General features: G+C 72.3%; 24 protein-coding genes and 1 tRNA gene. 13 read left to right on the top strand and 12 right to left on the bottom strand.

What is annotated here, in order from left to right:
* Nucleotides 1–16 precede the first annotated feature (16 nt).
* Complete coding sequence (locus tag C8N24_RS34640) at nucleotides 17–1,261, top strand: glycerophosphodiester phosphodiesterase (RefSeq protein WP_211339943.1); 1,245 nt, start codon at nucleotides 17–19, stop codon at nucleotides 1,259–1,261.
* An 83-nt stretch (nucleotides 1,262–1,344) separates the two neighbouring features.
* Here C8N24_RS34640 and C8N24_RS12950 read toward each other — a convergent pair whose 3' ends face one another.
* From C8N24_RS12950 to C8N24_RS12935, 4 genes are read right to left on the bottom strand one after another with little or no spacing between them, the layout of a single operon-like run.
* A complete protein-coding gene (locus C8N24_RS12950) occupies nucleotides 1,345–2,352 on the bottom strand; it encodes a glycerate kinase family protein (RefSeq protein WP_121250511.1) in 1,008 nt (335 codons plus the stop codon).
* On the bottom strand, nucleotides 2,349–2,915 hold the full coding sequence (locus tag C8N24_RS12945; RefSeq protein ID WP_121250509.1) for a transposase: 567 nt from the start codon (nucleotides 2,913–2,915) through the stop codon (nucleotides 2,349–2,351). The genes C8N24_RS12950 and C8N24_RS12945 overlap by 4 nt, the downstream gene beginning before the upstream one ends.
* Before the next feature lie 59 nt (nucleotides 2,916–2,974).
* Nucleotides 2,975–4,342: a sensor histidine kinase gene (locus C8N24_RS12940; protein ID WP_121250507.1), complete on the bottom strand. Its 1,368-nt coding sequence runs from the start codon at nucleotides 4,340–4,342 to the stop codon at nucleotides 2,975–2,977.
* Between the two features lie 33 nt (nucleotides 4,343–4,375).
* Nucleotides 4,376–5,059, bottom strand: coding sequence for a response regulator transcription factor (locus C8N24_RS12935; RefSeq protein WP_121250505.1), 684 nt, complete (start codon nucleotides 5,057–5,059; stop codon nucleotides 4,376–4,378).
* 94 nt (nucleotides 5,060–5,153) lie between these two features.
* Between C8N24_RS12935 and C8N24_RS12930 the strand changes: the two genes are divergently transcribed.
* The 7 genes from C8N24_RS12930 to egtD all read left to right on the top strand — a co-directional run bounded on the left by C8N24_RS12930 (nucleotide 5,154) and on the right by egtD (nucleotide 12,336).
* Nucleotides 5,154–6,233, top strand: coding sequence for a S1C family serine protease (locus C8N24_RS12930; RefSeq protein WP_121250503.1), 1,080 nt, complete (start codon nucleotides 5,154–5,156; stop codon nucleotides 6,231–6,233).
* Nucleotides 6,234–6,259: 26 nt separating this feature from the next.
* Complete coding sequence (locus C8N24_RS12925; RefSeq protein WP_245971847.1) at nucleotides 6,260–7,300, top strand: AAA family ATPase; 1,041 nt, start codon at nucleotides 6,260–6,262, stop codon at nucleotides 7,298–7,300.
* Nucleotides 7,297–8,262 (top strand): VWA domain-containing protein, encoded by a 966-nt coding sequence (locus C8N24_RS12920; protein WP_121250501.1) that lies wholly within the window; start codon nucleotides 7,297–7,299, stop codon nucleotides 8,260–8,262. The genes C8N24_RS12925 and C8N24_RS12920 overlap by 4 nt, the downstream gene beginning before the upstream one ends.
* Entirely contained in the window at nucleotides 8,259–9,224 is a 966-nt protein-coding gene (locus C8N24_RS12915) for a DUF58 domain-containing protein (protein ID WP_121250500.1), read from the top strand. The genes C8N24_RS12920 and C8N24_RS12915 overlap by 4 nt, the downstream gene beginning before the upstream one ends.
* 61 nt (nucleotides 9,225–9,285) lie before the next feature.
* Complete coding sequence (locus C8N24_RS12910) at nucleotides 9,286–10,260, top strand: VWA domain-containing protein (RefSeq protein WP_121250498.1); 975 nt, start codon at nucleotides 9,286–9,288, stop codon at nucleotides 10,258–10,260.
* 37 nt (nucleotides 10,261–10,297) lie between these two features.
* Nucleotides 10,298–11,356, top strand: a complete 1,059-nt coding sequence (locus tag C8N24_RS12905) for a DinB family protein (protein ID WP_121250496.1) — start codon at nucleotides 10,298–10,300, stop codon at nucleotides 11,354–11,356.
* Complete coding sequence (egtD, locus tag C8N24_RS12900; RefSeq protein ID WP_121250494.1) at nucleotides 11,353–12,336, top strand: L-histidine N(alpha)-methyltransferase; 984 nt, start codon at nucleotides 11,353–11,355, stop codon at nucleotides 12,334–12,336. The genes C8N24_RS12905 and egtD overlap by 4 nt, the downstream gene beginning before the upstream one ends.
* Here the strand turns inward: egtD and C8N24_RS33925 are convergent.
* Entirely contained in the window at nucleotides 12,311–12,694 is a 384-nt protein-coding gene (locus C8N24_RS33925) for a hypothetical protein (RefSeq protein WP_170179055.1), read from the bottom strand. The genes egtD and C8N24_RS33925 overlap by 26 nt on opposite strands.
* Before the next feature lie 15 nt (nucleotides 12,695–12,709).
* A complete protein-coding gene (locus C8N24_RS12885) occupies nucleotides 12,710–13,219 on the bottom strand; it encodes a TetR/AcrR family transcriptional regulator (RefSeq protein WP_121250490.1) in 510 nt (169 codons plus the stop codon).
* 54 nt (nucleotides 13,220–13,273) lie between these two features.
* Between C8N24_RS12885 and C8N24_RS12880 the strand changes: the two genes are divergently transcribed.
* Nucleotides 13,274–13,873 carry a DUF2867 domain-containing protein gene (locus C8N24_RS12880; protein WP_121250488.1) on the top strand — a complete coding sequence of 200 codons (600 nt, stop codon included), beginning with the start codon at nucleotides 13,274–13,276 and terminating at the stop codon, nucleotides 13,871–13,873.
* Here the strand turns inward: C8N24_RS12880 and C8N24_RS12875 are convergent, their stop codons facing one another.
* Nucleotides 13,874–14,185, bottom strand: coding sequence for a hypothetical protein (locus tag C8N24_RS12875; protein WP_121250487.1), 312 nt, complete (start codon nucleotides 14,183–14,185; stop codon nucleotides 13,874–13,876).
* A gap of 87 nt (nucleotides 14,186–14,272) precedes the next feature.
* Here C8N24_RS12875 and C8N24_RS12870 point away from each other — a divergent pair, with 87 nt between their 5' ends.
* On the top strand, nucleotides 14,273–16,525 hold the full coding sequence (locus C8N24_RS12870) for a DEAD/DEAH box helicase (RefSeq protein WP_245971845.1): 2,253 nt from the start codon (nucleotides 14,273–14,275) through the stop codon (nucleotides 16,523–16,525).
* Here C8N24_RS12870 and C8N24_RS12865 read toward each other — a convergent pair.
* Both C8N24_RS12865 and C8N24_RS12860 read right to left on the bottom strand, forming a co-directional pair.
* Nucleotides 16,509–17,351: a M23 family metallopeptidase gene (locus C8N24_RS12865; RefSeq protein WP_170179054.1), complete on the bottom strand. Its 843-nt coding sequence runs from the start codon at nucleotides 17,349–17,351 to the stop codon at nucleotides 16,509–16,511. The genes C8N24_RS12870 and C8N24_RS12865 overlap by 17 nt on opposite strands.
* Before the next feature lie 21 nt (nucleotides 17,352–17,372).
* Nucleotides 17,373–19,433: a putative bifunctional diguanylate cyclase/phosphodiesterase gene (locus tag C8N24_RS12860; protein WP_121250484.1), complete on the bottom strand. Its 2,061-nt coding sequence runs from the start codon at nucleotides 19,431–19,433 to the stop codon at nucleotides 17,373–17,375.
* A gap of 368 nt (nucleotides 19,434–19,801) precedes the next feature.
* Between C8N24_RS12860 and C8N24_RS12855 the strand changes: the two genes are divergently transcribed.
* The 3 genes from C8N24_RS12855 (at nucleotide 19,802) to C8N24_RS12845 (ending at nucleotide 21,645) form a co-directional block, all read left to right on the top strand.
* Nucleotides 19,802–20,326, top strand: a complete 525-nt coding sequence (locus C8N24_RS12855; protein WP_245971915.1) for a DUF5317 domain-containing protein — start codon at nucleotides 19,802–19,804, stop codon at nucleotides 20,324–20,326.
* Nucleotides 20,326–21,564 (top strand): MFS transporter, encoded by a 1,239-nt coding sequence (locus tag C8N24_RS12850; protein ID WP_121250480.1) that lies wholly within the window; start codon nucleotides 20,326–20,328, stop codon nucleotides 21,562–21,564. Before C8N24_RS12855 ends, C8N24_RS12850 begins: the two co-directional genes overlap by 1 nt.
* An 8-nt stretch (nucleotides 21,565–21,572) precedes the next feature.
* Nucleotides 21,573–21,645, top strand: a tRNA-Phe gene (locus tag C8N24_RS12845).
* Between the two features lie 35 nt (nucleotides 21,646–21,680).
* Here the strand turns inward: C8N24_RS12845 and C8N24_RS12840 are convergent.
* The 3 genes from C8N24_RS12840 to C8N24_RS12830 are packed head-to-tail and all read right to left on the bottom strand — an operon-like array spanning nucleotide 21,681 to nucleotide 24,035.
* Nucleotides 21,681–22,172 (bottom strand): hypothetical protein, encoded by a 492-nt coding sequence (locus C8N24_RS12840; protein ID WP_121250478.1) that lies wholly within the window; start codon nucleotides 22,170–22,172, stop codon nucleotides 21,681–21,683.
* A gap of 55 nt (nucleotides 22,173–22,227) precedes the next feature.
* Nucleotides 22,228–22,890: a response regulator gene (locus tag C8N24_RS12835; protein WP_121250476.1), complete on the bottom strand. Its 663-nt coding sequence runs from the start codon at nucleotides 22,888–22,890 to the stop codon at nucleotides 22,228–22,230.
* On the bottom strand, nucleotides 22,887–24,035 hold the full coding sequence (locus C8N24_RS12830) for a sensor histidine kinase (RefSeq protein WP_170179053.1): 1,149 nt from the start codon (nucleotides 24,033–24,035) through the stop codon (nucleotides 22,887–22,889). The genes C8N24_RS12835 and C8N24_RS12830 overlap by 4 nt, the downstream gene beginning before the upstream one ends.
* Nucleotides 24,036–24,090 lie beyond the last annotated feature (55 nt).

Here is a 24,090-nt window from a genome sequence, read left to right as displayed (position 1 = left end):
CTCAGGCTGCGCGAACATGAAGAAGACACTGGCCCTCGGGCTGCTCGCCCTCGCCTGCGTGGCTCCTGCGCAGGCGTCGGCGGTTCAGCTGAACATCGGGCACCGAGGTGCCTCCGGCACGCGGCCGGAGCACACCTTCGCCGCCTACGACCGCGCTCTCGCTCTGGGCGCGGACTACATCGAGCAGGACCTGCAGGTCACGAGCGACGGTGTGCTGGTCGTGCTCCACGACGGCACGCTCGACCGCACCGTTCGTGGTCCGGCCGAGAACTGCACCGGCGCGGTAGACACCAAGACCCTCGCGCAGATCAAGACCTGCAGCGCGGGCACGTGGTTCGGCGCCGAGTGGGCCGACGAGAAGGTCCCGACGCTGGAGGAGGTCTTCCAGCGCTACGGCAAGACGGTCAACTACTACATCGAGACCAAGACGCCGGACCCCGAGGACGACATGGAGGCCAAGCTCCTGGCGCTCCTGGACAAGTACGACCTGCGTGAGCCGGCCGTCAAGGACTGGCAGGTGCTGATCCAGTCGTTCAGCGCCGACTCGCTCAAGAAGGTGCACGCGATGGACCCGCGCCTGCCGCTGGTGTTCCTCGGCAACGCGAGCGTCGCGAGCATCCCGGCCGTGCGCGAGTACGCGGTCGGCTGGGGGCCGTCGTTCGGCGGCGTGACCAAGGCGTTCGTCGACGCCGCGCACGCCGCGTGCCTGAACCTGCACCCGTACACGGTCAACACCGACGCGGACCTCAAGCGCATGCTCGACCTCGGCGTCGACGGCATGTTCACCAACTACCCGGAGCGCCTCGAGGCGCTGCTGGGCTCCGCCGCGGCCCCGGGCCTCACCGGCCCGAAGCTGGCGGCCGCCGACATACGCCGCTGCCGCGGTGAGCAGCGGGACGTCCCGGCCACGGTCGGCGGCGCCGTCCCGGCCACGCTGTCGCTGACGCTGGGCACGCCGGGCTCCTTCGGCGCGTTCACCCCGGGCGTCGAGCAGGTCTACACCGCCTCGACCAAGGCGACGGTCATCTCCACCGCCGGCGACGCCTCGCTGACCGTCGGCGATCCGGGCAAGCTGACCAACGGCGCGTTCACGCTCGCCTCGCCGTTGGGCGTCGCGATCACCCCGAACGCGTGGACCGGCCCGGTCACGAACGCCGAGTCCGTGATCGCCTTCACCCAGCCGATCGGCGCGAACGAGCCGCTGCGCACCGGCACCTACTCGAAGACGCTGACCTTCACGCTCTCCACCACCAACCCGTAGGTCACCCGTCCGAGTCGTCGCCGGCCGTCACCCCACGGCCGGCGGCCGAGGCCGAGCGCCGTCCTCCGTCCCCCGGCGCCGGTTCAAGCCTCACCGCTGGCGAGCGCCTCGCCGAGGCGCTCGCCCGCGGCTTCCAGCTCCTCGAGGTTCGTGGCCTCCTGGACCATCTGCAGGTCGATCATCCGCTTGCCGAAGCCGTCGAGCTCGTCGCGCCCGACGATCGCGTGCAGCGGCACCCCGGCCTGCCGCGTGCGGGTCCCGATCTCGCCCACCAGCTTGCCCTCGAGCGTCTGCTGGTCGAGCCGGCCCTCGCCGGTCACCACGGCGCGCGCGGCGCGCATCCGGTCGTCGAAGTCGAGCGCGTCGAGCACGAACGGCGCGCCCGGCTCGAGCGCCGCGCCGTACTGCGCCCACAACCCGCCGCTCAACCCACCCGCGGCGCCGGTCATCGGCACCCCGCGCGGGTCGCGCTTGAGCGTGGGCGCGAGCTCGTCGAGCCGCCGCTCGAGCTTCGCGACCATCGCGGCGTCCGCGCCCTTCTGCGGCCCGAACACCTTCGGCGCGTCCTCCCACGGCGTCCGCACGTCCGTGAGGATCACGATCTTCGCCCGCCCGATCCCGCCGGCGGCCTCGATCGCCTCGATCGCGCCGGCGCCGCCGTCGGTGGTCGCCGACCCCCCGACCGCCACCAGGATCACCGCCGCCCCGGCCTGCGCGGCGGCCGCGATCAGCTCCCCGGTGCCGTACGTCGTCGCGGCCCACGCGTCCATGTCCTCACCGACCAACGCGAGCCCGGACGCCATCGCCATCTCGACGATCGCCGTCCCCCCACCCTCGATCAACCCGAACCCGGTCTTGACGGGTCGCCCGAGCGGGCCCGTCACGGTGCGCGCCACGAGCTCGCCGCCGAGCTGCGGCAGCAACGCGTCCAGCGTCCCGTCGCCACCGTCGGCCACGGGACACAGGTCCGGAGGCATCAACCCCGCCTTCTCCAACCCCCGCCCGATCGCCCCGGCGACCTGCGCAGCATTGAACGTGCCCTTGAACTTGTCGGGCGCGACCAGCACCGGACGCTCTGGAACCACCGTCATGCCCCCCAACTTAAACGTCCTGGACGTTTAACAAGTTCGGCGTAGCGGGTCCGAGGGTCTCCGCCGAGCTCGCCCAGAAAGGCGAAGAGCCTCGATTCAGCCAGCCAGGGAGGAGCCGTGTCGTTAAGGATCGCGGCGTGGCTGCTCCATGGCCAACCATCCGGCGTCGAGCAGAAGCCCGCGTCGACCGGGTTGTCGACGATGTACGCGAGCGTTGTCCACAACTGACGGTCACTCGTGATCCGCACTGGCACGTACCGTCCCTGGAACACGTGGCCCCGCAAGCCATGCCGACGGTTGAACCAGGTGGCGTACCGGCCGTGGAAGCGCATCATCCCGTCTGCGAGGTTCGGCTTGGGCGTCTCCAGAAGCAGGTGGATGTGGTTGCCCATCAGGCAATAGCTGAGGCAGTGCCACGTCGCCCATCGCACCGTGCGAGCGAGGAACTGGAGATAACGCTGACGGTCGGTGCCGTCCCGGAAGATGTCCTGCCCTACCGCGCCGCGTGCACATACGTGGTAGATCGCCCCCGCCTCTTCGACTCGTGGTCGTTGTGAAGTCATGCCCTGCGTAGGGCACGGTGCGCAGATCTCGCCCCCGCGAACTTAAACGTCCTGGACGTTTATTGACGCCACAACGAGGGCGTCGTCGGCTCGACTTCGCCCGTCGGGGTGGTGGCCGGGAGCTCGAGGGTGAACTCGGCTCCGCCTTCCGGCGCGTTGGTGGCGCGGACGGTGCCGCCGTGCTGCTCGGCGACCTGGCGGACGATGGCGAGGCCGAGACCCGAGCCCGGGCGACCGCGGGACGACGCGCCGCGGTAGAAGCGGTCGAACAGGTGGGGGAGGTCCTCGTCGGGCACGCCGGTGCCGTGGTCGCGGACGCGGACACCGGAGGGGCCGGCGGTGACGTGGACGACGCCGCCTGGTGGGGAGTGCTTGGCCGCGTTGTCGAGGAGGTTGTTGACCGCGCGGGCGAGGCGCTCGCGGGTGCCGTCGAGGACGGCCGGCTCCAGCTGCGCCTCGAAGGTGATGCCCGGCGCGTGCCGGCGGGCGCGCGTGAGGGCCTCGCTGACGAGGGCGTCGAGGCGGACGTCCTCGCTCTCGCGGCGGGGCTCGTCGCCGCGGGCGAGCTCGATCAGGTCGGCGACGAGCATCCCGAGCTCGGTCGTCTGCGCCTCGACGTCCTCCAGCAGCTGCGCGCGCTCGTCGGGCGGGAGGGCCTCGGACTCGGCGAGGACCTCGATGTTGGTGCGCAGGGAGGTGATCGGCGTGCGCAGCTCGTGCGAGGCGTCGGCGACCAGCTGCCGCTGCGCCGCGACCGAGCGCTCCAGCGTGTCGAGCATCTGGTTGAAGTGCTCGGCCAGCTCGCCGACCTCGTCGTGGGTCTGGACCTCGATCCGCCGGCCGAGATCCTCGGTCTGGGCGATGTGGCGGGCGGCGTCGCTCACCTCCGCGATCGGCGCGACCACGTTGCGGGAGACCAGCCGGCCCAGCGCGACCGCCAGGGCCACGCCGCCGAGCACGACCAGCACCAGGATCAGCCGGAGCCGCGACAGCACCGAGTCCGACGGCTCGAGCGACCGGCCGAACTGGACCGCCACCCCGTCGCCCACGGGCACGGTGAGCACGCGCGTGTGCGTGCCGCGCACGTCCACGTCGGAGAAGTACGCCTCCGCGACGCCCGCGGCGACGTCCCGTGCACGCTCCGCGACGGGCATCGCGATCGGCTCCGGCCCCCGCAGCTCGACGCCGTCACCCGCGTCGATCAGCTGGATGAACGGCGTCGCCCCGCCGAAGCGGGCTGGCAGGCGACCGAAGCGCTGGCCGAACGGGCCGCCGCGCCCCTGGGCGACGCCCGGCGGCGGCACGACGCGCTGCTCCTCCAGCGCCCGGTCGACTTCACCGCGCAACGACCCGCGCACGGCCAGGTAGGCGACGAACGCGGCCAGCGCGACCGCCACCGCGACGGCGATCGCCACCGCAACGGTCATCCGGCGCCGGAGCGGCAACGACGAAATCACGCTTCAGTCCCGCAACACGTAGCCCACGCCGCGCACCGTATGCAGGAGCCGCGACTCCCCGCCCTCCTCGGTCTTGCGTCGCAGGTAGCCCATGTACACGCCGAGCGAGTTCGAGCTCGACCCGAAGTCGTAGCCCCACACGCGCTCGAAGATCTGCGACCGCGTGAGCACCTGCTTCGGGTGCTCGAGGAACAGCGCCAGCAGCTGGAACTCGGTGCGCGAGAGCTCGAGCACGCGTGAGCCACGCCGTGCCTCCCAGGCGCCGCGGTCCAGCGTCAGGTCGGCGTACCGGAGCACCGACCCGTCCTCCGGGGCGCCCGCGCCGTCCGCCCGCCGCAACAACGCTCGCAGGCGCGCTTTCAGCTCCTTCAGCGCGAACGGCTTGACCAGGTAGTCGTCGGCGCCCGCGTCCAGCCCCGCCACGCGGTCGTCCACCGCGTCGCGCGCCGTCAGCATCAGCACGGGCGTGCGGTCGCCCGCGTCGCGCAGCCGACGGCACACCTCCAGGCCGTCGATCCCGGGCATCGCGACGTCGAGGATGACCGCATCCTGGCGCGTGTCCGCCAGCCGGTCGAGCGCCTCGCGCCCATCCGCCGCCAGGGCCACGTCGTAGCCGTCGAGCCGCAGCGCGCGGTCCAAAGCACTTCGTACGGCGGGTTCGTCGTCAACGATGAGAACGCGGGTCATGGCTCCACAGAAGTTCGATCGCGAACGTAAGAATCACAGAAGTAGAGACTTTCTTTAGAAAGGCCCCACGGCTTTGCGCTCTCATGTGTGGGCTATGCGCTCCTTCGTCTCCTTCCTCGGCGGCGCTGTTTCGGTCGGCCTCGTGGTCGCGCTGCTCGCCGCGGGCGGCGTGATCGACAACGACAGCGACACGTCCTCGCCCACGGCTGCTGCGCCTTCTCCCCCGACGGCGAGCAACAACTCCTCCGACGACGACAACGGCGGAGACCAGGGCGGCGCGCCCTCGGACATCTCCGAGCTGTACAAGCGGGTCTCGCCCGGCGTGGTCTTCATCCAGGCCGGCCAGAACGCGACCGGCTCCGGCTTCGTGATCGACGACGAGGGCCACATCGTCACCAACGACCACGTGGTCGAGGAGGCCTCCTCCTTCCAGGTCGTGATCGGCGGTGACCCGCAGCCGATCCCCGCGAAGCTGATGGGCAAGGACCCCTCGAGCGACCTCGCGGTGCTCAAGGTCGACCCGGGTGACGTCAAGGGCGGCCTCACGCCGCTCGAGCTGGGCGACAGCACCAAGCTCGAGCCGGGCGACCAGGCGATCGCGATCGGCTCGCCGTTCGGGCTCGAGGGCACGGTCACGACCGGCATCATCTCCAGCCTCGGCCGCACGATCGACTCGCCGAACGGCTACCCGATCGCCGACGCGGTGCAGACCGACGCGGCCATCAACCCCGGCAACTCCGGCGGCCCGCTGCTGGACGGCAACGGCCGCGTGATCGGCGTCAACAGCCAGATCCGCAGCGGCAGCGGCGCCAACTCCGGCGTCGGCTTCGCGGTGCCGGTCTCGACCGTCAAGTTCGTCGTGCCGCTGATCAAGAACGGCGGGAAGGTCGAGCGCGCCTACCTCGGCGTCCGCAACGGCACGCCGCCGGACCGCTCCGGCGCGATCGTCGACTCCGTCGTCCCGAACGGCCCCGCCGCCCTGGGCGGCCTGCGCCCCGGCGACAAGATCACGAGCATCGACGGCAACGCCGTCAAGTCCTCCGAGGACGTCTCCTCTGCCGTCACCGCTCGCAAGCCGGGTGAGCAGGCCAAGGTGGAGATCGAACGCAGCGGGCAGCGACGTACCCTCACAGTCCAGCTCGGCACCCGGCCTGAGCGGCCGCCCGGCGGCTGATCCATGCAGAACCCAGGAGATTGCACGTGACCCACGAGGACCGGCGCCTCCACGCGCTCGACTCCCACAACGAGCCGCAGCCTTCGCAGCAGGCGCACGACGCGCTGGAGCAGGCGCTGTTCGAGATCAAGCGCGTGATCGTGGGCCAGGAGGCGATGCTCGAGCGCGTCCTCGTGGCGCTGCTCGCCGGCGGCCACGTGCTGCTCGAGGGCGTTCCGGGCCTGGCCAAGACGCTGACGGTCAAGACCGTCGCGGACGTGCTCGGCGGCTCGTTCAAGCGCCTGCAGTTCACGCCGGATCTCGTGCCGGCGGACCTGGTCGGCACGCGCATCTACCGCCCGGACACGGGTGGGTTCGACACCGAGCTCGGCCCGGTGTTCTGCAACTTCCTGCTCGCCGACGAGATCAACCGCGCGCCCGCCAAGGTGCAGAGCGCGCTGCTCGAGGTGATGCAGGAGCGCCAGGTGACGATCGGCCACGAGACGCACCACGTCCCGGCCCCGTTCCTCGTGCTCGCGACGCAGAACCCGATCGAGTCGGAGGGCACGTACCCGCTGCCGGAGGCGCAGGTCGACCGCTTCATGTTCAAGCTCGTGGTCGACTACCCGTCGCACCGCGACGAGGTGTCGGTGGTCGAGCGCAGCCTCGAGAGCTCCACGGTCGCGCGTGAGGTGCTCTCGCCCGAGAAGCTGTCCGAGCACCAGCGCGCCGCGCGCACGGTGTACGTGGACCGGCGCGTGATGGAGTACGCCGTCGCGCTCACGACCGCCACGCGTGACCCGGGCGAGGAGAACTGGGTCGAGTTCGGCGCTTCCCCGCGCGGGTCGATCAACCTCGTCCACGCGGGCCGCGCGCTCGCGCTGCTGCGGGGCCGCGACTACATGCTGCCGGTCGACGTGCGCGACCTCGCGCGCGACGTGCTGCGCCACCGCATCGTCCTCACCTACGAGGCGCTGGCCGCCGGCGTCGACGCCGACCGCGTCCTCGACGACGTCCTCGAGCGCGTGCCGATGCCGCGCATCGAGCTGGCGCAGGAGCGAGGCGGCGGGGGCTTCTACGGCGCATGACGTTCCAAGCGCCGCTCCTGCTGCTCCTCCTCGTGCTGGTGCCGCTCGTGGCGGTGCTGTACGCGTTGATGCAGCGGCGGCGGCGCAAGTACGCGGTCGCGTTCACGAACGTGGACGTGCTCGCGGCGGTCGCGGGCCGGTCGTACGGCCGGCACGTCCCGGCCGTGTTCGCGCTGCTCGCGTTCGCCGCGCTGCTGGTCGCGCTCGCGCGGCCGGAGCGGACGGTGGACGCCGAGCGCCGTGAGGCCAACGTCCTGCTCGTCTTCGACACGAGCGGCTCGATGCTCGCCACGGACGTCCAGCCGTCCCGTCTCGCCGCCGCCCAGCTCGCGGGGAACACGTTCACCGACGCGGTGCCCGACGGCTTCCGCATCGGCGTGATCGGGTTCGGCTCCAGCGCCCAGCAGCTGAGCGAGCCGACCACCGACAAGCCGCGCGTGAAGGCGACGATCGACAGCCTCCAGGTGGCCGGCGCGACCGCGATGGGCGACGCGCTCAAGCTCGCCGTGAACTCGGCGCGCGTGCCGGTGCCGGACGGGTTGGGCGGATCGAGAAGGCTTCCCGCCGCGATCGTCCTGCTCGGCGACGGCGCCAGCACCCGCGGCTCGGACCCGATCGACGTCGTCCAGGACACCAAGAAGTACAAGATCCCGGTCTACACGGTGGCGCTGGGCACGGCCGACGGCACGCTCACGCACACCGACCCGAGCACGGGCGCGACCAACACCGAGCCGGTTCCGCCCGACTTCCTGACGCTGCAGGACATCGCTCGCGACACCGGCGGCCAGTTCTTCGCCACCGCCGACGCCCGCCGCCTCGAGGCCGTGTACCGCAACATCGGCACGCGGCTGACCAAGACGAAGGAGAAGCAGCAGGTGACGTCCGCCTTCGCCGGCGGCGCGCTCGTGCTGCTGCTGATCGGCGCCGGCCTCGGCCTCGCGCGGGGAGCGCGCCTGCCATGAAGCTCGTGACCGAGGACCGCACGCCGTCCCGCCCCGGCCCCGGGGAGATGCCGCCCAGCGTCCTGCGGTCGCTGGACCTGGCGGTGACGAAGCGGATCGAGAGCCTCATCCCGGGCGAGCACCTGACGCCGCAGACCGGCCAGGGCACCGAGCTGGCGATGGTCCGGCCCTACCACCCGGGCGACGACGTCCGCCACATCGACTGGAACGCGACCGCCCGCATGCAGGAGCCGTACGTGCGCGTGCACGTGGGCGAGCGCGCGCTGACGAGCTGGCTCGTGCTCGACGTCAGCGCTTCGATGCAGTTCGGCACCGCGGACCGGCGCAAGGCCGACGTCGCCGAGGGCGTCGCGCTGGCCGTCGGCCACGTCGCGACCCGGCGCGGGAACCGGCTCGGCGTGCTCGGCTTCGGGGCCGGCGACTCGCGGATCATCCGCCCGCGCCAGGGCCGTCTCGGCCTGCTCGGCCTGCTCGCGGAGCTGCGCCGCGAAGGCACCGGCGCCGAGGGCCAGACGCTGGGCCAGGTGCTCAAGGGCGCGGCCGCGATCGGCCGCCAGCGCGGGATGGTCGTGATCATCAGCGACTTCCGCGGCCCGCGCGACTGGGAAGCCCCGCTGCGCGAGCTGCGCGCCCGCCACGGCGTGCTGTGCGTGGAGATCGTCGACCCGCGCGAGGAGCAGCTCGTCCCGGCGGGGGACCTCTGGCTCGTGGACCCCGAGTCCGGCCGCCAGGTGCACGTGGACACGCGCCGCCGCAAGGTCCGCCAGCGCTTCGCCGAGGCCGCCGCGGCCGAGCGCGACGAGGTCCGTGGCCTGATCCGCCACGCCGGCGCCGACCACCTCGTGCTCTCCACCGCCGGCGACTGGCTGCGCGTGCTCGCCGGCCACTTGCGCCGTAGCGAGGCCGCGCTGCGCGCCGGGGCGCCCGCGAGAAGCGCGATCGCGAACAGGATGCGCGGATGAGCGCGGCGGCGACGGCCCGGCGCGACACGCGCGCGGCGACGGCGCAGCGGGAGGTGACGGCGTGAGCTTCGCCGAGCCGCTGCTGCTCGCCGGGTTCGTCCTGATCCCGCTGGCGGTGCTCGCGTACGGGTCGCTGCAGCGGCGCCGCCGGCGCGAGTCGACGGCGTGGGCGAACCCCGCGCTCGTGCCCAACCTGGTCGCGGCGCGGCCCGGCTGGCGGCGGCATCTGCCGCCGTTCCTGCTGCTGCTCGCGCTCGCCGCGCTGGTCGTCGCGCTCGCGCGGCCGCAGCGGACGATCGCGGCGCCGCAGCGCGCGGCGAACATCATCATGGTCACGGACGTCAGCGGCTCGATGAACGCCACCGACGTGAGCCCGGACCGGCTGACCGCGGCCATCGAGGCGGCCAAGACGCTGACGACGCGCGTCCCGCCGACGTTCCGGCTCGGCCTCGTCACCTTCAGCGACTACGCCGAGCAGCGCGTCGCGCCGACGACCGACCGCGCGCAGATGAAAGGCGCGCTGGACCAGCTCGTGGCCGAGGGCGGCACGGCGATGGGCGACGGGCTCGAGCGCGGGCTCGGCGCCGCGCGCACGCCGGTCCCGAACGCCGACGGCAGCGGCCTGCGCCGACTGCCGTCCGTGATCGTCCTGCTCTCCGACGGCAAGAACACGTCGGGCACGCGTGACCCCGTGGACGTCGCGCGCGAGGCCGGACGCGCCCGGATCCCGATCTACGCGATCGCGCTCGGCACGCCCGCCGGCGAAGTCGAGCTGCGCGACTCCTTCGGCTTCCTGCAGCGCGTGCAGGTCCCGCCCGACACCGAGACGCTCAAGGAGATCGCGCGCGTGTCCGGCGGCCGCCAGTACGAGGCCGCCGAGGCGGACAAGGTCAAGGAGATCTACGCCAACTTGGGCACGCGGCTCTCCTCGCGCACCGAGAAGGAAGAGGTGACCGCGTTCTTCGCCGGAGGCGCGATCTTCCTGCTCATCGCGGCCGGCGGACTCTCGCTCCGCTGGTTCGGCCGGCTGATTTAGGACACTCGGCGTCCTCAATCGAACATACGCTCCGTGTATGTTCGAACTCGTGGCGGAAGATCTGCACGCCGTGATGGACGAGGTGCGCCGACGGACGTTCGCGTTGGTCGCCCACCTGGACGATGAACGCCTGAACGCCCCGCTGAACCCGATCATGAGCCCGCTGAGCTGGGATCTCGGGCACATGGCGGCGTACGAGGACCTCTGGCTCAACCACCGGGTCGGCGGCCGCGCGCTGCTGCGAGAGGACCTCGCCGCCTTGTACGACGCGTTCGAGACGCCCCGCGCCGTGCGTGGCGACCTGCAGTTCCTGCGCGGCGAGGAGCTGCTCGAGTACATGGCGGCCGTGCGCGAGCGCGCGCTCGAGGCGCCGGTCGGCGACGGCGAGCTGCACGAGCTCGTGATCCGCCACGAGCTCCAGCACACCGAGACGATGCTCCAGGCGATGGTGCTCGCCGGCATCGAGCCGCCGTCGTTCCACGGCCCGGCCACCGTCGGAGGCTCCGGCCTGGAGATGATCGAGGTGCCCGAGGGGCCGTTCAGCCTCGGCGCCGGCCCGGACGGCTTCGCCTACGACAATGAGCGCCCCCGCCACACCGCCGACACGTCCCGCTTCACGATCGGCCGCACGCCCGTGACGAACGCCTCCTGGCAGGCGTTCATCGACGCCGGCGGCTACGCGGACGAGGCCTTCTGGTCCGCGCCGGGATGGGCCTGGCGCGTCGAGCACGGCATCACCGGCCACCCCGGCGGCCCCGACGACGCGCCCGTCATCCACGTCAGCCACTACGAGGCCGAGGCCTTCGCCCGCGCCCACGACGCCCGGCTCCCCACCGAGGTGGAGTGGGAGAAGGCCGCGCCGCAGCTCGAGGGCGTCGGCGCCGTGTGGGAGTGGACGAGCAGCCCCTTCACCGGCTATCCGGGCTTCACGGCTCACCCGTACCGCGAGTACTCCGAAGTCTTCTTCGGCGACCGCTACCGCGTGCTGCGCGGCGGTTCGGTCGCGACCCACCCCCGCGTAGCCTCCGCCCACTTCCGCAACTGGGACCTCCCCGAACGCCGGCAGCTCTTCGCCGGAGTCAGGATCGCGCGATGAGAACGGCGTTCAAGGACATCCAGATCGTGTCGCGGCTCGGCGCCGACGAGCGCACGCTCGCGTTCGACGTGCTCGACGGGCTGACGCGGCCGTTCAAGGAGATCCCGCCCAAGCACTTCTACGACACCGAGGGCTCGCGCCTGTTCGAGGCGATCACGAAGCTCCCGGAGTACTACCCGACGCGCACCGAGCGCGCGATCCTCGAGGCCGAGGCCGCGCACATCGTCGAGCAGACCGGGATGGCCGAGCTGGTGGAGCTGGGCAGCGGCGTGCCGACCAAGACGCTGCTGCTGCTCGACGCCATGCGCGAGGCCGGCACGCTGGACCGCTACATGCCGTTCGACGTGTCCGAGGTCGTGCTGCGCGAGTCGGCGGAGATGCTCGTCGAGCGCTACCCCGGCGTGCGCGTGTTCGGCGTGGTCGGCGACTTCGAGCGCCACCTGGACGCGCTCCCGCCCGCCGAGGGCCCGCGCGTGATCGCGTTCCTCGGCGGCACGATCGGGAACTTCCCGCCCGGCTCGCGGCGCCGCTTCCTGCGCGGGCTGGCGAAGGCGCTACGGCCACAGGACGCGCTCCTGCTCGGCACGGACCTCGTCAAGGACCCCGCCGTGCTCGAGGCCGCCTACAACGACAGCGCCGGCATCACCGCCGCCTTCAACCGCAACATGCTCGCCGTCATCAACCGCGAGCTGGACGCCGACTTCGACCTCGACGCGTTCGAGCACGTCGCGTTCTACGACCGCGAGCAGGAGTGGATCGAGATGCGCCTGCGGGCGCTCGAGCCGATGGTCGTCAACGTGCGCAAGCTCGACCGCGCCGTGCACTTCGCCAACCGCGAGGAGCTGCGCACGGAGATCAGCGCCAAGTTCACGCACAAGCGGCTGGAGGCCGACCTGATCGCGGCCGGCCTGGAGCTCCGCGAGCTCCTGACCGACCCGGAGGGCCTGTTCGCGCTCAGCGTCGCTGGGCCAGCTCGCTGATCACGGCCTGGTAGAGGAGATCCTGCTCCTCCTCGGCGACGCGGACGAACGTGCCGCGGATCTCGAGGTCGAGCGGGCTCACCCACACCGTGCCGACCGGCGAGCCCGCCAAGGCCGCGCCGACGCCGATGCACTGCGAGCCCTCGAGGCCCAGTGCCCGCATCACGAACGCCACCGAGCCGTCCTCGGTGGCGATGTCGTGCAGCTCGCCGCCGAGCTCGACGACGGACTCGTCGCCCGCGAGCGCGTAGACCGCGACGTCGGCGCGCGCGCAGGCCTCGAACGCCATGTCGTTGAGCCGTGAGCTCGGGTCCAGGACCGCAGGGTCGTAGAAGACGCAGCGCAGCGAGCCGGGCATGGCCAAGAACCTAGCTCACGACCCGAGCAGCGCGACGATGCGGTCGAGCCGCTCCGGACGCCCGGGAGCCTGGTGGTGACCGACGTAGAACGCCCACGCGAGCCACGTGCGCGCCTCTGCCTCCTCCGGGCTCAGCCCGAGCTCGAGGAAGATCGAGCGCAGCAGCGCCATCCGCGCCTCACCCACGCGCGCGAACACCGGCGCCACGAGCGGGTCGTCGGCCGCCTTGGCCAATGCGATCTCGATCGGCTCCGCCCGGGGCTCGTACACGCGCTCGAACAGGACGCGCAGCCGCTCGCGCGGGTCGGGCACGGCCTCGGCCAGCGGGATCAGGTCGGTCGTGTACTCGCGCTCCCAGAGCGCGAGCGCGGCCGCCACGAGCTCGTCGCGGTCCTTGAAGTGCCAGTAGAAGCTGCCGCGCGTGGCGCCGACGACCTTCGTCAGCCGGTCGACGGCCACGGCGGAGACGCCGCCGTCCGCCAGCGCGCCGAGCGCGGCGCGGGTCCAGTCCTCACGGGTTGCGATGCGCCGTACAGTACTGTACGGTCACCTCCGTACACCACTGTATGGAGGTACGAGATGAGGCTTCCCGACGAGGCGCACACGTCGTATCCATGGCTCATCCACGCGCTGGCGCCGGACTTCGAGCTCGAGGACGTGTGGGCGCTGCCGACGCCCGGACGCAGGGACGACTTCCCGCAGCTGCTGGACCAGTTCGTCGCGCGCGGCCGGCCGGCGGACTTCCCGGTGCCGTTCCGCGCGCTGTTCGCGCTGCGCTGGCAGCTCGGGAGGCTCTTCGGCTGGGACCGGGCGGGCGACGGCCTCGACGGGCGGGTGACGTCGCTGCGCGACCGCCTCCCGTCGCACCTGGCCGAAGGCCCGCGCGGCCCCGACATCCGCGCGGTGCCGGGGCGCGAGACCACCGAGCCGATCTTCCGCTCGGTCTACAAGACCGAGGACGAGTGGGTGGCCGAGATCGCCAACCGCACGATGCACGGCCTCCTGCACGTCGGCTGGGTGCCGGACGACGACGGCTATCACGCGCAGATGGCCGTGCTGGTCAAGCCGGCGGGAGCGTTCGGGCGCGCCTACATGGCGGCGATCAAGCCGTTCCGGCTGGCGATCGTCTACCCGCTGCTCCTGCAGACGATCGACCGCCGGTGGCAGGCGCTCGCCTAGCTAGGTGGGCATGCCCTCGCCGTCGCCACCGCCGTCGCCGCCGCCGGTCCCGCCCTCGGGCCCGCACGTGCGCAGCGCCGGCGAGCGCTCGGCCGCGTGCACGAGCCCGGCGCCCTTGCCGTTGCCGACGCGCATCTGGGAGCCGCGCAGGAACGCGGGCGGGTTGGGGTCGACCGGCCCGCCGTTGACGGTGTAGCCGCCGCGGTGGGAGTTCTCGGCCTCGTTGCAGACGTCGGTCGCGTCCGCCGTCGCGGGCACGGCGGCGAACAGGAACGTGACGGCGGCGGTCGCCAGGGTGAGCTTGCTGGGCACGGCAATCCTCGGAGGTTGGGGGGTCTGTCCCGTATCGGCCTGACCACCCCCGGGGCTGAATCGGGTCCGGGCCCTAGCATCGAAGGGGTGTCCGTCGTGCGTGAGCAGGAGCCCTGGGACGCGCTGCTCGCGTCCGGGCGCGTGGACGACCGGCTCGTCCGCCAGGCGATGGAGCATGCGCGCCACGGGACCATGGTCCCGGTGCCGGAGGAGCTGCACCCGGACGTGCGCCAGGCGCTCGCCCGGCGCGGCGTCGACTTCCTCTGGGGCCACCAGGCCGAGGCGCTGGAGGCCGCGTTCGAAGGGCCGACGATCGTCACCACCGGCACCGCGTCCGGCAAGTCGCTGTGCTTCCAGCTGCCGACGTTGCAGACGATCGCGACCGTCCCGATGGCGCGGGCGCTCTACCTGTACCCGTCCAAGGCGCTGGCCCAGGACCAGGCGCGGGCGCTGCACGCGTTCAACCTCAAGCGCCTGCAGCCGGCGATCTACGACGGCGACACGCCGCGCGAGCACCGCGCCGAGCTGCGCCGGCGCGCGAACCTGATCCTCACCAACCCCGACATGCTGCACCTCGGGATCCTCCCGAACCACACGCAGTGGGAGCGGTTCTTCAGCGGGCTCGCCGTGGTCGTGATCGACGAGGCGCACGTCTACCGCGGCGTGTTCGGCTCGCACGTCGCGAACGTGATCCGGCGGCTGCGGCGGATCTGCGAGTTCTACGGCACCGCGCCGCGGTTCCTGCTGGCGAGCGCGACGGTCGCCAACCCGGGCGAGCTGGCGGAGCGGCTCACCGGCCTCGACGACGTCGAGGTGGTCAGCAAGGACGGCTCGCCGGGCACGAACCGCTCGATCGCGATGTGGAACCCGCCGATCACCGACCCGGAGACGGCGCGACGGCGATCGGCGCTGGCCGAGGCCGCCGACCTGCTCGTCGGGCTCGTGATCGAAGGCGCGCGGACGATCGTGTTCATGAAGTCGCGCAAGGGCATCGAGCTGATGGCGAAGTTCGCCGAGCTCGAGCTCAAGAAGCGCGGCTACCCGGAGCTGGCCGAGCGGATCGCGCCCTACCGCGCCGGCTACACGCCCGCGCAGCGGCGTGAGATCGAGCGACGGCTCACGGCCGGCGAGCTGCTCGGCGTCGTCTCCACCGACGCGCTCGAGCTGGGCATCGACATCGGCGCGCTGGACGCGGCGATCTGCGTCACGTTCCCCGGCACGGTCGCGTCGCTCAAGCAGATGTGGGGTCGCGCCGGCCGCCGCGGACGCGGACTGGCGGTCTACGTCGCGGGCGAGGACGCCCTGGACCAGTTCTTCTGCCGCCACCCCGACGAGTTCCTCGAGCGCCCGGTCGAGGCCGCGATCCTCGATCCGGAGAACGAGCAGCTGTTCGCCGCGCACCTGCTGTGCGCGGCGCACGAGGGTCCGCTCTCGCACGAGGACGACGAGATCCTCGGGCCCAACTGGCGCGCGGCGGCCGACGTGCTCGTCGGCGCGGGCGAGCTGCGCCTGCGCCCCGACGGCACGTACGTCCTGCGCCGCGCGGACGAGTACCCGGCGGGCGCGGTGTCGCTGCGCTCCGCCGGGCTGGACGCGGTGTCCGTGATCGACGGCGGCACGGGCGAGGTGATCGGGACGGTCGACGCCGGCTCGGCGCCGTCGACGGTCCACCAGGGCGCGGTCTACCTGCACGGAGGCCGCACGTTCGAGGTCGCCGCGCTCCAGCTCGACGACCGGCGCGCGTTCGTCCGCCCGTTCGACGGCAACTGGTACACGCAGCCCAAGCGCGAGACCGACACGGCGATCGAGGAGGTCCTCGCCACCCGCCACGCGCTCGGCGTGAAGCTGAGCTTCGGCAAGGTGGTCGTGAGCGAGCAGGTGCTGGCCTACCAGCGCCGCCGCCTCAACGACCACGAGGCGATGGACATCATCGGACTCGACCTGCCCCAGACGTCGTTCACGACGCAGGCGCTGTGGTACGAGCTCGACGAGGACGAGGTCGGCACGCTGCACGCGGCCGAGCACTCGCAGATCGCCGTCCTGCCGCTGCTGGCGATGTGCGACCGCTGGGACATCGGCGGTCTCTCGACCAACTACCACCCGCAGACCGGCGGCCCGACGATCTTCATCTACGACGGCCACCCGGGCGGGATCGGCATCTCCCGCCGCGGCTACGAGGAGTTCGAGCGGCTGGTGGGCGACGCCTACCGGCTCGTGAGCGAGTGCCCGTGCGAGTCGGGTTGCCCGTCCTGCGTGCAGTCGCCCAAGTGCGGCAACCTCAACGAGCCGCTCTCGAAGGCGGGCAGCGCCGCCCTGATGAAGCTCATGCTGCGGCGGTAGCCCAGGCCTGCAGCTCGGGCAGCGGGTCGATCGGGGCCGAGGCCTTCGTCGCCCACCAGCCGTTGACCCAGATCTCGAAGTGCAGGTGCGGGCCGTCGGAGCCGCCGGTGTTGCCGACGTTCGCGATCCGCTGGCCGGGCGCGACCGGCGCGCCCTTGGCGACCACGGTCGAGTCGGCCTTGAGGTGCATGAAGACGTAGTGGCGGCCGTCGACGCCCGCGATCACGACGTAGTAGCCGGCGCCGCTCGCCTGGTAGGCGACCTGGAAGACGGTCCCGGCGATCGGCGTCACGACCGGCGTGCCCTCCGCCGCGGCGACGTCCTGGCCCTGGTGGATGTGACCGGTGCGGCCGGCGCCGAAGCGCGAGAGCTCACCGCCGAAGTTGAACGGGCCCTGCACGGGGAAGATCCGCGAGCCGGTCGACGTGAGCGTCGCGGGCGGGGCCGGCGGCGCGGGCGCGGCGGGCTTGGCGCCGACGGTCAGCGGGCGGCGGAAGTACTGCTTGCTCCTGCCGATCGTCACCACGAGCCGGGCCGTGTACTTGCCGGGCGTGAGCGCGGCGGTCCAGGTCGCCTTGATCGTCCCGCTCGCGCCGACGCGGCCGAGCTTCGTGCGCACGGCGGGCTTGCCGGGCGCGATCACGTCCACGCGAGCGAGGGCCTTCGGCGTGACCTTGGCGGTGAAGGTGACCGAGCCGCCCTCCGTCACGATCGCCGGCGCGGCGGTGAAGCCGCGAGCGGTCGGCGCGGCGGCTCCGCCGCTCTGCGCGTGGGCGCTTGCGGGCAGGACGAGCAGGGCGGTGAGAACAGCGACGGCACGGATCACACGCCCTATTTCGGCACGGGATCAAACTTTCGTAAATCGTTGCAGGAGATCCTGCGGCGGCCTCGACGGCCCGACGGACGCCTGGAACCCGGCGCCGCGCTCGTGGATCAGGCGCGTTGCCGCTTCGGCCGGGAGTGGGCGCGAGAGGTAGTAGCCCTGCGCGAGGTCGCAGCCGAGCGCGTCGAGGTGCCGCCACGCATCCTCGGACTCCACGCCCTCGGCGACGACGCGCAGGCCGAGGTTGTGGGCCAGCTCGATCGTCGACCGCACGATCGCCGCGTCCGACGCGTCCACCGCCATCTCCATCACGAACGACTTGTCGATCTTGATCACGTCGACCGGGAGGCGCTTGAGGTTCGCGAGCGACGAGTAGCCCGTGCCGAAGTCGTCGACCGAGAGCGTCAGGCCGATCTGGTGCAGGCGCGTGAGGGTCGCCTCGGCGCGCGCCGGATCGGTCATCAGCATCGACTCGGTGATCTCGAGCTCGAGCAGGCGCGCCTCGACCGAGTGCCGTGCGAGCAGCCGCGGGATCTCGACGGCGAGCTGCGTGTCCAGGAACGAGCGCGCGGAGAGGTTGACGGCGACCGACAGCTCCAGGCCCGCCCGCTGCCACTCGCCCACCTGCTGGATGGCGGCGTCCAGGACGAACGAGGTCAGCGGCGTGATCAGGCCGGTCTGCTCGGCGATCGGCACGAACTCGGACGGGCCGACGATCCCGAACTCGGGGTGGTCCCAGCGCGCGAGCGCCTCGCAGCCCATGATCCGGCCCGTGCGGAGGTCCGCCTTGGGCTGGTAGAAGAGGCGGATCTGCCCCTCGCCGATCGCGGAGCGCAGGCCGCCGGCCAGCGCGAGGCGGCGCGGCGAGTGGCGGTCCAGCTCGGGCTCGAACATCGCGAACCCGCGGCCCGCCTGCTTGGCCGAGTACATGGCGATGTCGGCGCGCTGCTGGAGCGTCTCGTTGTGCTCGCCGTCCTTGGGGAAGAGGGCGAGGCCGATCGAGGCGTCGATCTCCAGCCGCATCCCGTCGAGCACGAACGGCTCACGCAGGTGGCCGAGGAGCTGCTGGGCGACCGCGGTGGCGTCGTCGGCGGTGGTGACCGACGGCAGCAGGACGCCGAACTCGTCGCCGCCGAGCCGGGCGACGGTGTCGGAGTCGCGCAGCGCCTTCTGGAGCCGGCTGGAGACCTCCTGCAGGAGCGCGTCGCCCATGTGGTGGCCGAGCGTGTCGTTGATCTCCTTGAAGTGGTCGAGGTCCATGATCATCACGACCGCGGTCTCGCCCGTGCGCTTGGCGGTGCGCACCGTCTGGTCGATCCGGTCCTTGAACAGCTCGCGGTTCGGGAGGCCGGTCAGCGCGTCGTGGAGCGCCTGGTGCTCCTTCGCGATCGCTTCGCGGCCACCGCGGTGGACGGCGAAGATCGGCAGGAACAGCAGCGCGATGGCCGGCAGCGCGAAGTCGGCGGCGAGCACGACGATCGGCGCCAGGCCGAGCATCAGGCCGTTGATCGACGCCTGGAAGAAGAGGTCGCGCGCGAGGTAGGTGAACACGCTCGACTGCGTCGCGAGCGCCACCACGATCGAGACCAGGCCGATGTTGGCGATGAAGAACACCAGCGCCGCGATCAGCACGCCCGGCAGGTCGGACGGGTCCAGGTGCGGCGCGGCGTCGCGCGGCAGCCCGGTGAGGAGCTTCATCACCAGGCCGGCGGCGCCGACGACGATCGCGTACTGGAAGAAGTTGAAGAGGATCTTCTGGAGCGGTTTGCGGCCCCAGGTGTCGGCCACGAGGTTGGCCGAGCCGAGCGCGATCAGGCCCGCCAGCGGGTGGACCAGGATCATCGCGGCGAGCGCGAACGTGGTCGAGGTCGTGACCTCGCCTTCCGCGCCGCGGGTCATCACCTTCAGCGTCACGAACTCGCCACCGAAGGCGAAGACGAAGAACACCATCGCCTCCGGTGACCAGAGGCGATGGAGCTCACCCGCTCCGTCGAGGGTGAGCCACACCGCGCAGACGGCACCGACGAGGATGACGGCGTTGACGTAGGCGTCGAGCGCGGTGAGCTTTCTGACGACGGAGGGCAATCGAATCAGGTGGTGGAGAAACGGGTGAGGGCGCCGATGCCTCGGCGCCCTCGGGCACTACCACTTACGGCCGTTGCGGACCTGCTGCATGCGATCTAGCCCCACTTAACGCCGGCGCCGAGACCCTCGAGGAAAACGGCCACGACGCCCGCGACGAGCGCGAGGCGGTACAGGCGAGCCTTCATCATGGTTGGTGACCTCCGTGTCATTGGCTCCCCCCTTGAGAGCCGTTCCACTCCGGTTGTCGGTCCGGTGAAGACCTGAATTGAGCAATTCGACGTTTGTTGGAGTGGCGCACCGGACGAGGGTTGCCGATCACAGAGGTCACGATGATCATCGGCCTCGCGTACCTTCTCGTATTGGCGAGCGTGCCCCTGCTCGGCGGCCGCCTGACCCGCCTCGCCGACCTCCCGCTGCGCAAGCCCGGGCTCGCGCTCGCGGCCATCCTCCTGCAGGTGCTGGTGATCTCCGTGATCCCGGACGCCGGCGACCACACGTTCCACACGACGGTCCACCTCGCCTCGTACGTGCTCCTGGGCGCGTTCGCCTTCGCGAACCGCCGGATCGTCGGCGTGCCGATCATCGCGCTCGGCGGCCTCTGCAACTTCGCCGCGATCGCGGCCAACGGCGGCGTGATGCCCACGCGCGCGGGCGCGGCCGAGTCCCTGGCCGTCACCGCCAAGGACGGCGAGTTCGTCAACTCGGCCGTGCTGTCGGACCCGAAGCTGCAGTTCCTCGGCGACGTCTTCGCGACCCCGACCTCCCTGCCGCTGCACAACGTCTTCTCCGTCGGTGACGCGATCCTGATGGTCGGCGTGATCGTGCTGGTGCACGCCGCCTGCGGCTCGCGCATCATGCCCCGCCGCTTCCACGCGCAGGCCGCCGTCGCCTGATGTTCGCGGCCGCGCTGTCCGGCGCGCCGGCGCGGCGCTTCTTCGCCGCCCACGCCCAGTCCTGCCTGGGCTCCGGACTCGCCGCGGTCGCGCTGTCCCTGCTCGCCTACGACCGCTTCGAGAACGCCTGGGCGATCGCGGCCGTGCTCGTGCCCGATCTGGTGCCGGCGATCGTGCTCGGCCCGCTGCTGGGCGCGCTCGTCGACCGGATCGGGTGGCGCGTGTGCGCCGTCGTCGCCGACGTGCTGCGGTGCGTCGCCTTCGTGGTGATCCTCTTCGCGGACTCGCTGCCGTTGATGATCGTCGGCGCGTTGATCGCGGGGATCGGCAACGCGCTCTTCGGACCGTCGGCGCTTTCGGGGTTGCCGCGCCTGCTGCGGGGTGAACGCGGCCGCGCCGCCGGGCTCGGGCTCTACAGCGCGATCGACGACCTCGGGCTGACCGCCGGGCCCGCGCTCGCCTCGGTCGCGCTGGCCGTGATCTCGCCCGCCGCGCTGATGGGCTTCAACGCGCTGACCTTCGCGGTGTCCGCGGCGCTGCTGGTCGGCGTGCGCGTGGACGGCGGCGGCGACGTCGCCGCGCGCGGGCGGTCGACCCTGCTGGCCGACGCGCGCACCGGTGTGCGCGAGCTCGCCGGGCGGCCGGAGATCCGCACCCTCCTCCTGGCTTCCACCGGCGTGGTCCTGTGCATCGGCGTCACCAACGTCGGCGAGGTGTTCCTCGCGCGCGAGGTGCTCGGCGTCGGCGGCTCCGGGCTGGCCCTGATGGTCGCCGCGGGCGGGTTGGGGACGGTCCTGGGCTCGCTGTGCACGCGGTTCACGTCGGGCCGCGTGTGGCTCTGGCGCCGCGCCTACGCGATCGGCCTGGCCGCGATGGCCGTGGACCTCCTCGTCTGCGCGCTCGCCGGCTCGATCTGGCTCATCGTCCCCGCCCTCGCGCTCGGCGGGTTCGGCAACGGCCTCGCCCTGGTCCACGATCGGATGTTGCTCTCCCGCAGCGCCCCGGAAACCTTGCACGGGCGCCTGTTCGGCCTCCAGAAGACGTGCGTGTCGTTCGCGTTCGCCCTCTCCTTCCTCTGCTCGGGCGCCCTGATCTCGAGCGTCGGCGTCCAGGGCGCGTTCCTCGTCATGGCCGCCGGGCTGGCGCTCGTCATGGTCACCGCGCTGCCCCGTTTGCGGGCCGCGTGGCCCACTCCGCCGCCCGGTCGCCCACCCGCGCTCGGCGACGCGCTAGCCTAAGCGCCCGCGGCGAGATAGCTCAGTTGGTAGAGCACACGACTGAAAATCGTGGTGTCCCCGGTTCGAGCCCGGGTCTCGCCATCGACGAAGGCCCTGGTGACAGGGCCTTTCTTCGTTCAGGCGCGGTAGAACCGCGACGGCGCGCGCTTGAGCGTCTTCGCCTTGCCCGCCTTGAAGGTGGTGCCCGTCCAGGTGAAGCGGGTCTGGCGGAACGAGGACGGGCAGCAGTTCGGGTCTCGCTTGCCGTAGTGCGGTTGGAGGACGTCGAAGGACTTCGCGTCGTGGCGGGCGAGGCCGACCTTGTAGCCCTCCTTGTAGAGGACGACCTCGCCGGCGCCGTCGGCGCCGGCCTGGATGACGCCGAAGTGGGTGTCGCCGGCGGTGCCGCCGCTCGCGAGGGTGAAGGCGACATCGGTGGCGCCGTCGCCGGTCAGGTCGCCGCAGCGGACGAGGTTGACGCCCATGTCGGCGTCGAGGTCGTCCTGGGTGAGGTGGCCTGCGCCGATCAAGGTGGACTCGATCACTTCGGGGGCGCACAGCGGCGGCTGGGCTTCGGCGGCGGGGGTCAAAGCCGCGAGGGCGAGCGTGGCGAGGATCAGGGAGCGCATCGGACCAACCCTCTCGTGCCGGAGGGCGTGGCGCAATCGGGGGCGCGCCCTGAACTTAGTGCCGTGCGGACCCGGGCGCGATGAGGCCGGTCTCGTAGGCGAAGATCACGGCCTGCACGCGGCTCGTGAGGCCGAGCTTGGCGAGCATGCGGCCGACGTGGCTCTTGACCGTGCTCTCCTCGAGGTGCAGGTGGGCGGCGATATCGGCGTTGCTGCGGCCGGCGGCGATGCCGAGGAGGACGTCGCGCTCGCGCGGGGTGAGGTCGGCCAGCGCCGGGTCGCCGGCGCGGGCGGGCGCGGCGGCGACGAACTGGTCGAGCAGGCGGCGGGTGACCTCGGGCGAGATCAGGGCCTCGCCGCGGGCGACGACGCGGACGGCGTCGATGATGCGCTCGGGCGGGGAGTCCTTGACGAGGAAGCCGACGGCTCCGGCGCGCAGGGCCTCCACGACGTACTCGTCGAGGTCGAAGGTGGTCACGACGATCACGGCCACGCCTTCGGTGTCGCGCAGGCGGCGGGTCGCCTCGAGGCCGTCCATGCGGGGCATGCGGATGTCCATCAGCAGGACGTCGGGCCGGCGGCGCTCGACCTGGCCGAGGGCGTCGAGGCCGTCGGTGGCCTCGCCCACGACCTCGATGTCGTCGGCCCGGCCGAGGATCATCCGCAGGCCCTGGCGGGCGATCGCCTGGTCGTCGGCGATGACGACGCGGATGCTCACGGCGTGGCCCCCAAGGCGCGCGGGCGCTCGCCCGACGGCTGCGCGGAGAGCGGCAGGCTCGCCCGCACCGTCCAGCCGCGGCCGCTCGGGCCGGCGGAGAAGTCGCCGCCGACGATCGCGACGCGCTCACGCATGCCGCCGATGCCGCCGCCGGGCGCGGCGGGGCGGCCGACGCCGTCGTCGACCACCTCGACCGTCAGCTCGCGGTCGCCGTAGGCCACGCGCACCCGCACGGAGGTCGCGTGCGAGTGGCGGACGACGTTCGTCAGCGACTCCTGCAGGACCCGGTAGGCGCACACCTCGATCTCGTCCGACAGCGGGCGCGCGCTGCCGTCGAGCTGCAGGTCGACCGCGAGGCCGGCGGCACGCGCGGGCTCGAGGAGCTGGTCGAGCTGCTCGAGGCGCGGGGTCGGCGCGAGCGTGGCGGGTCCGGAGGCCCGCAGCACGCCCAGCGCGCGCCGGGTCTGGCCGAGCGCCTCGGAGGTCAGGCGGTGGATGCGACCCAGGGCGTCGCGCACCTCGGGGTCCGACAGCGCGCCGCGGGCGCCGCTCGCGCCGGCCGCTTGGAGCGAGATCGCGCTCAGGTGATGCCCGGTGATGTCGTGCACGTCGCGGGCGATCCGCAGCCGCTCCTCGGCGACGGCGCGCTCGACGTCGCGGTCGCGCAGCTCGGCGATCCGCCGCGCGAACTCCTGCGCCTCGCGCGTGCGCTCCCGCTCACGACGGATCGAGCCGCCGATCAGCACGGGGGTCGCGCCGATCGCGAAGCCGAGGACGACGCGCATGATCAGCGGCGTGACGGGGTCGGTGCCGGCGATCGCGACCGCGGCGGCCATCACCGCGCCGGCGTAGGCCGTCAGCGGCAGCGTGACCCGCGACGCGCTGTGGATGGCGGCCTGGCTGCACAGGACGAGGCCGGCGAGGACCGGCACGACCGCCGTGTAGCCGAGCGCCATGCCGAGCGCGGCGAGCGCCAGGGCCGTGACCGCCGCCGGGAGCGGATGCGTGCGGCGGGCGGCGATCGGCGCGCAGGCGGCGACCGCGAGCAGCACTCCCGCCGCGCCGCCGTCGTCACCCCCCAGCAGCACGACCAGCGAGCCCGCCACGGCCAGCACGGCCCAGAGGATGTCGGCGCGGCGTGGCACGGCGCAAGCGTAGCCCCGGGCGGTTCCTCCTAAAGGTGGAACTTGCCGCCCTCTT

Origin of the sequence: Solirubrobacter pauli, assembly GCF_003633755.1 — a bacterium.
Classification (GTDB): domain Bacteria; phylum Actinomycetota; class Thermoleophilia; order Solirubrobacterales; family Solirubrobacteraceae; genus Solirubrobacter; species Solirubrobacter pauli.
This window is presented reverse-complemented; position numbering and strand designations above follow the sequence as displayed.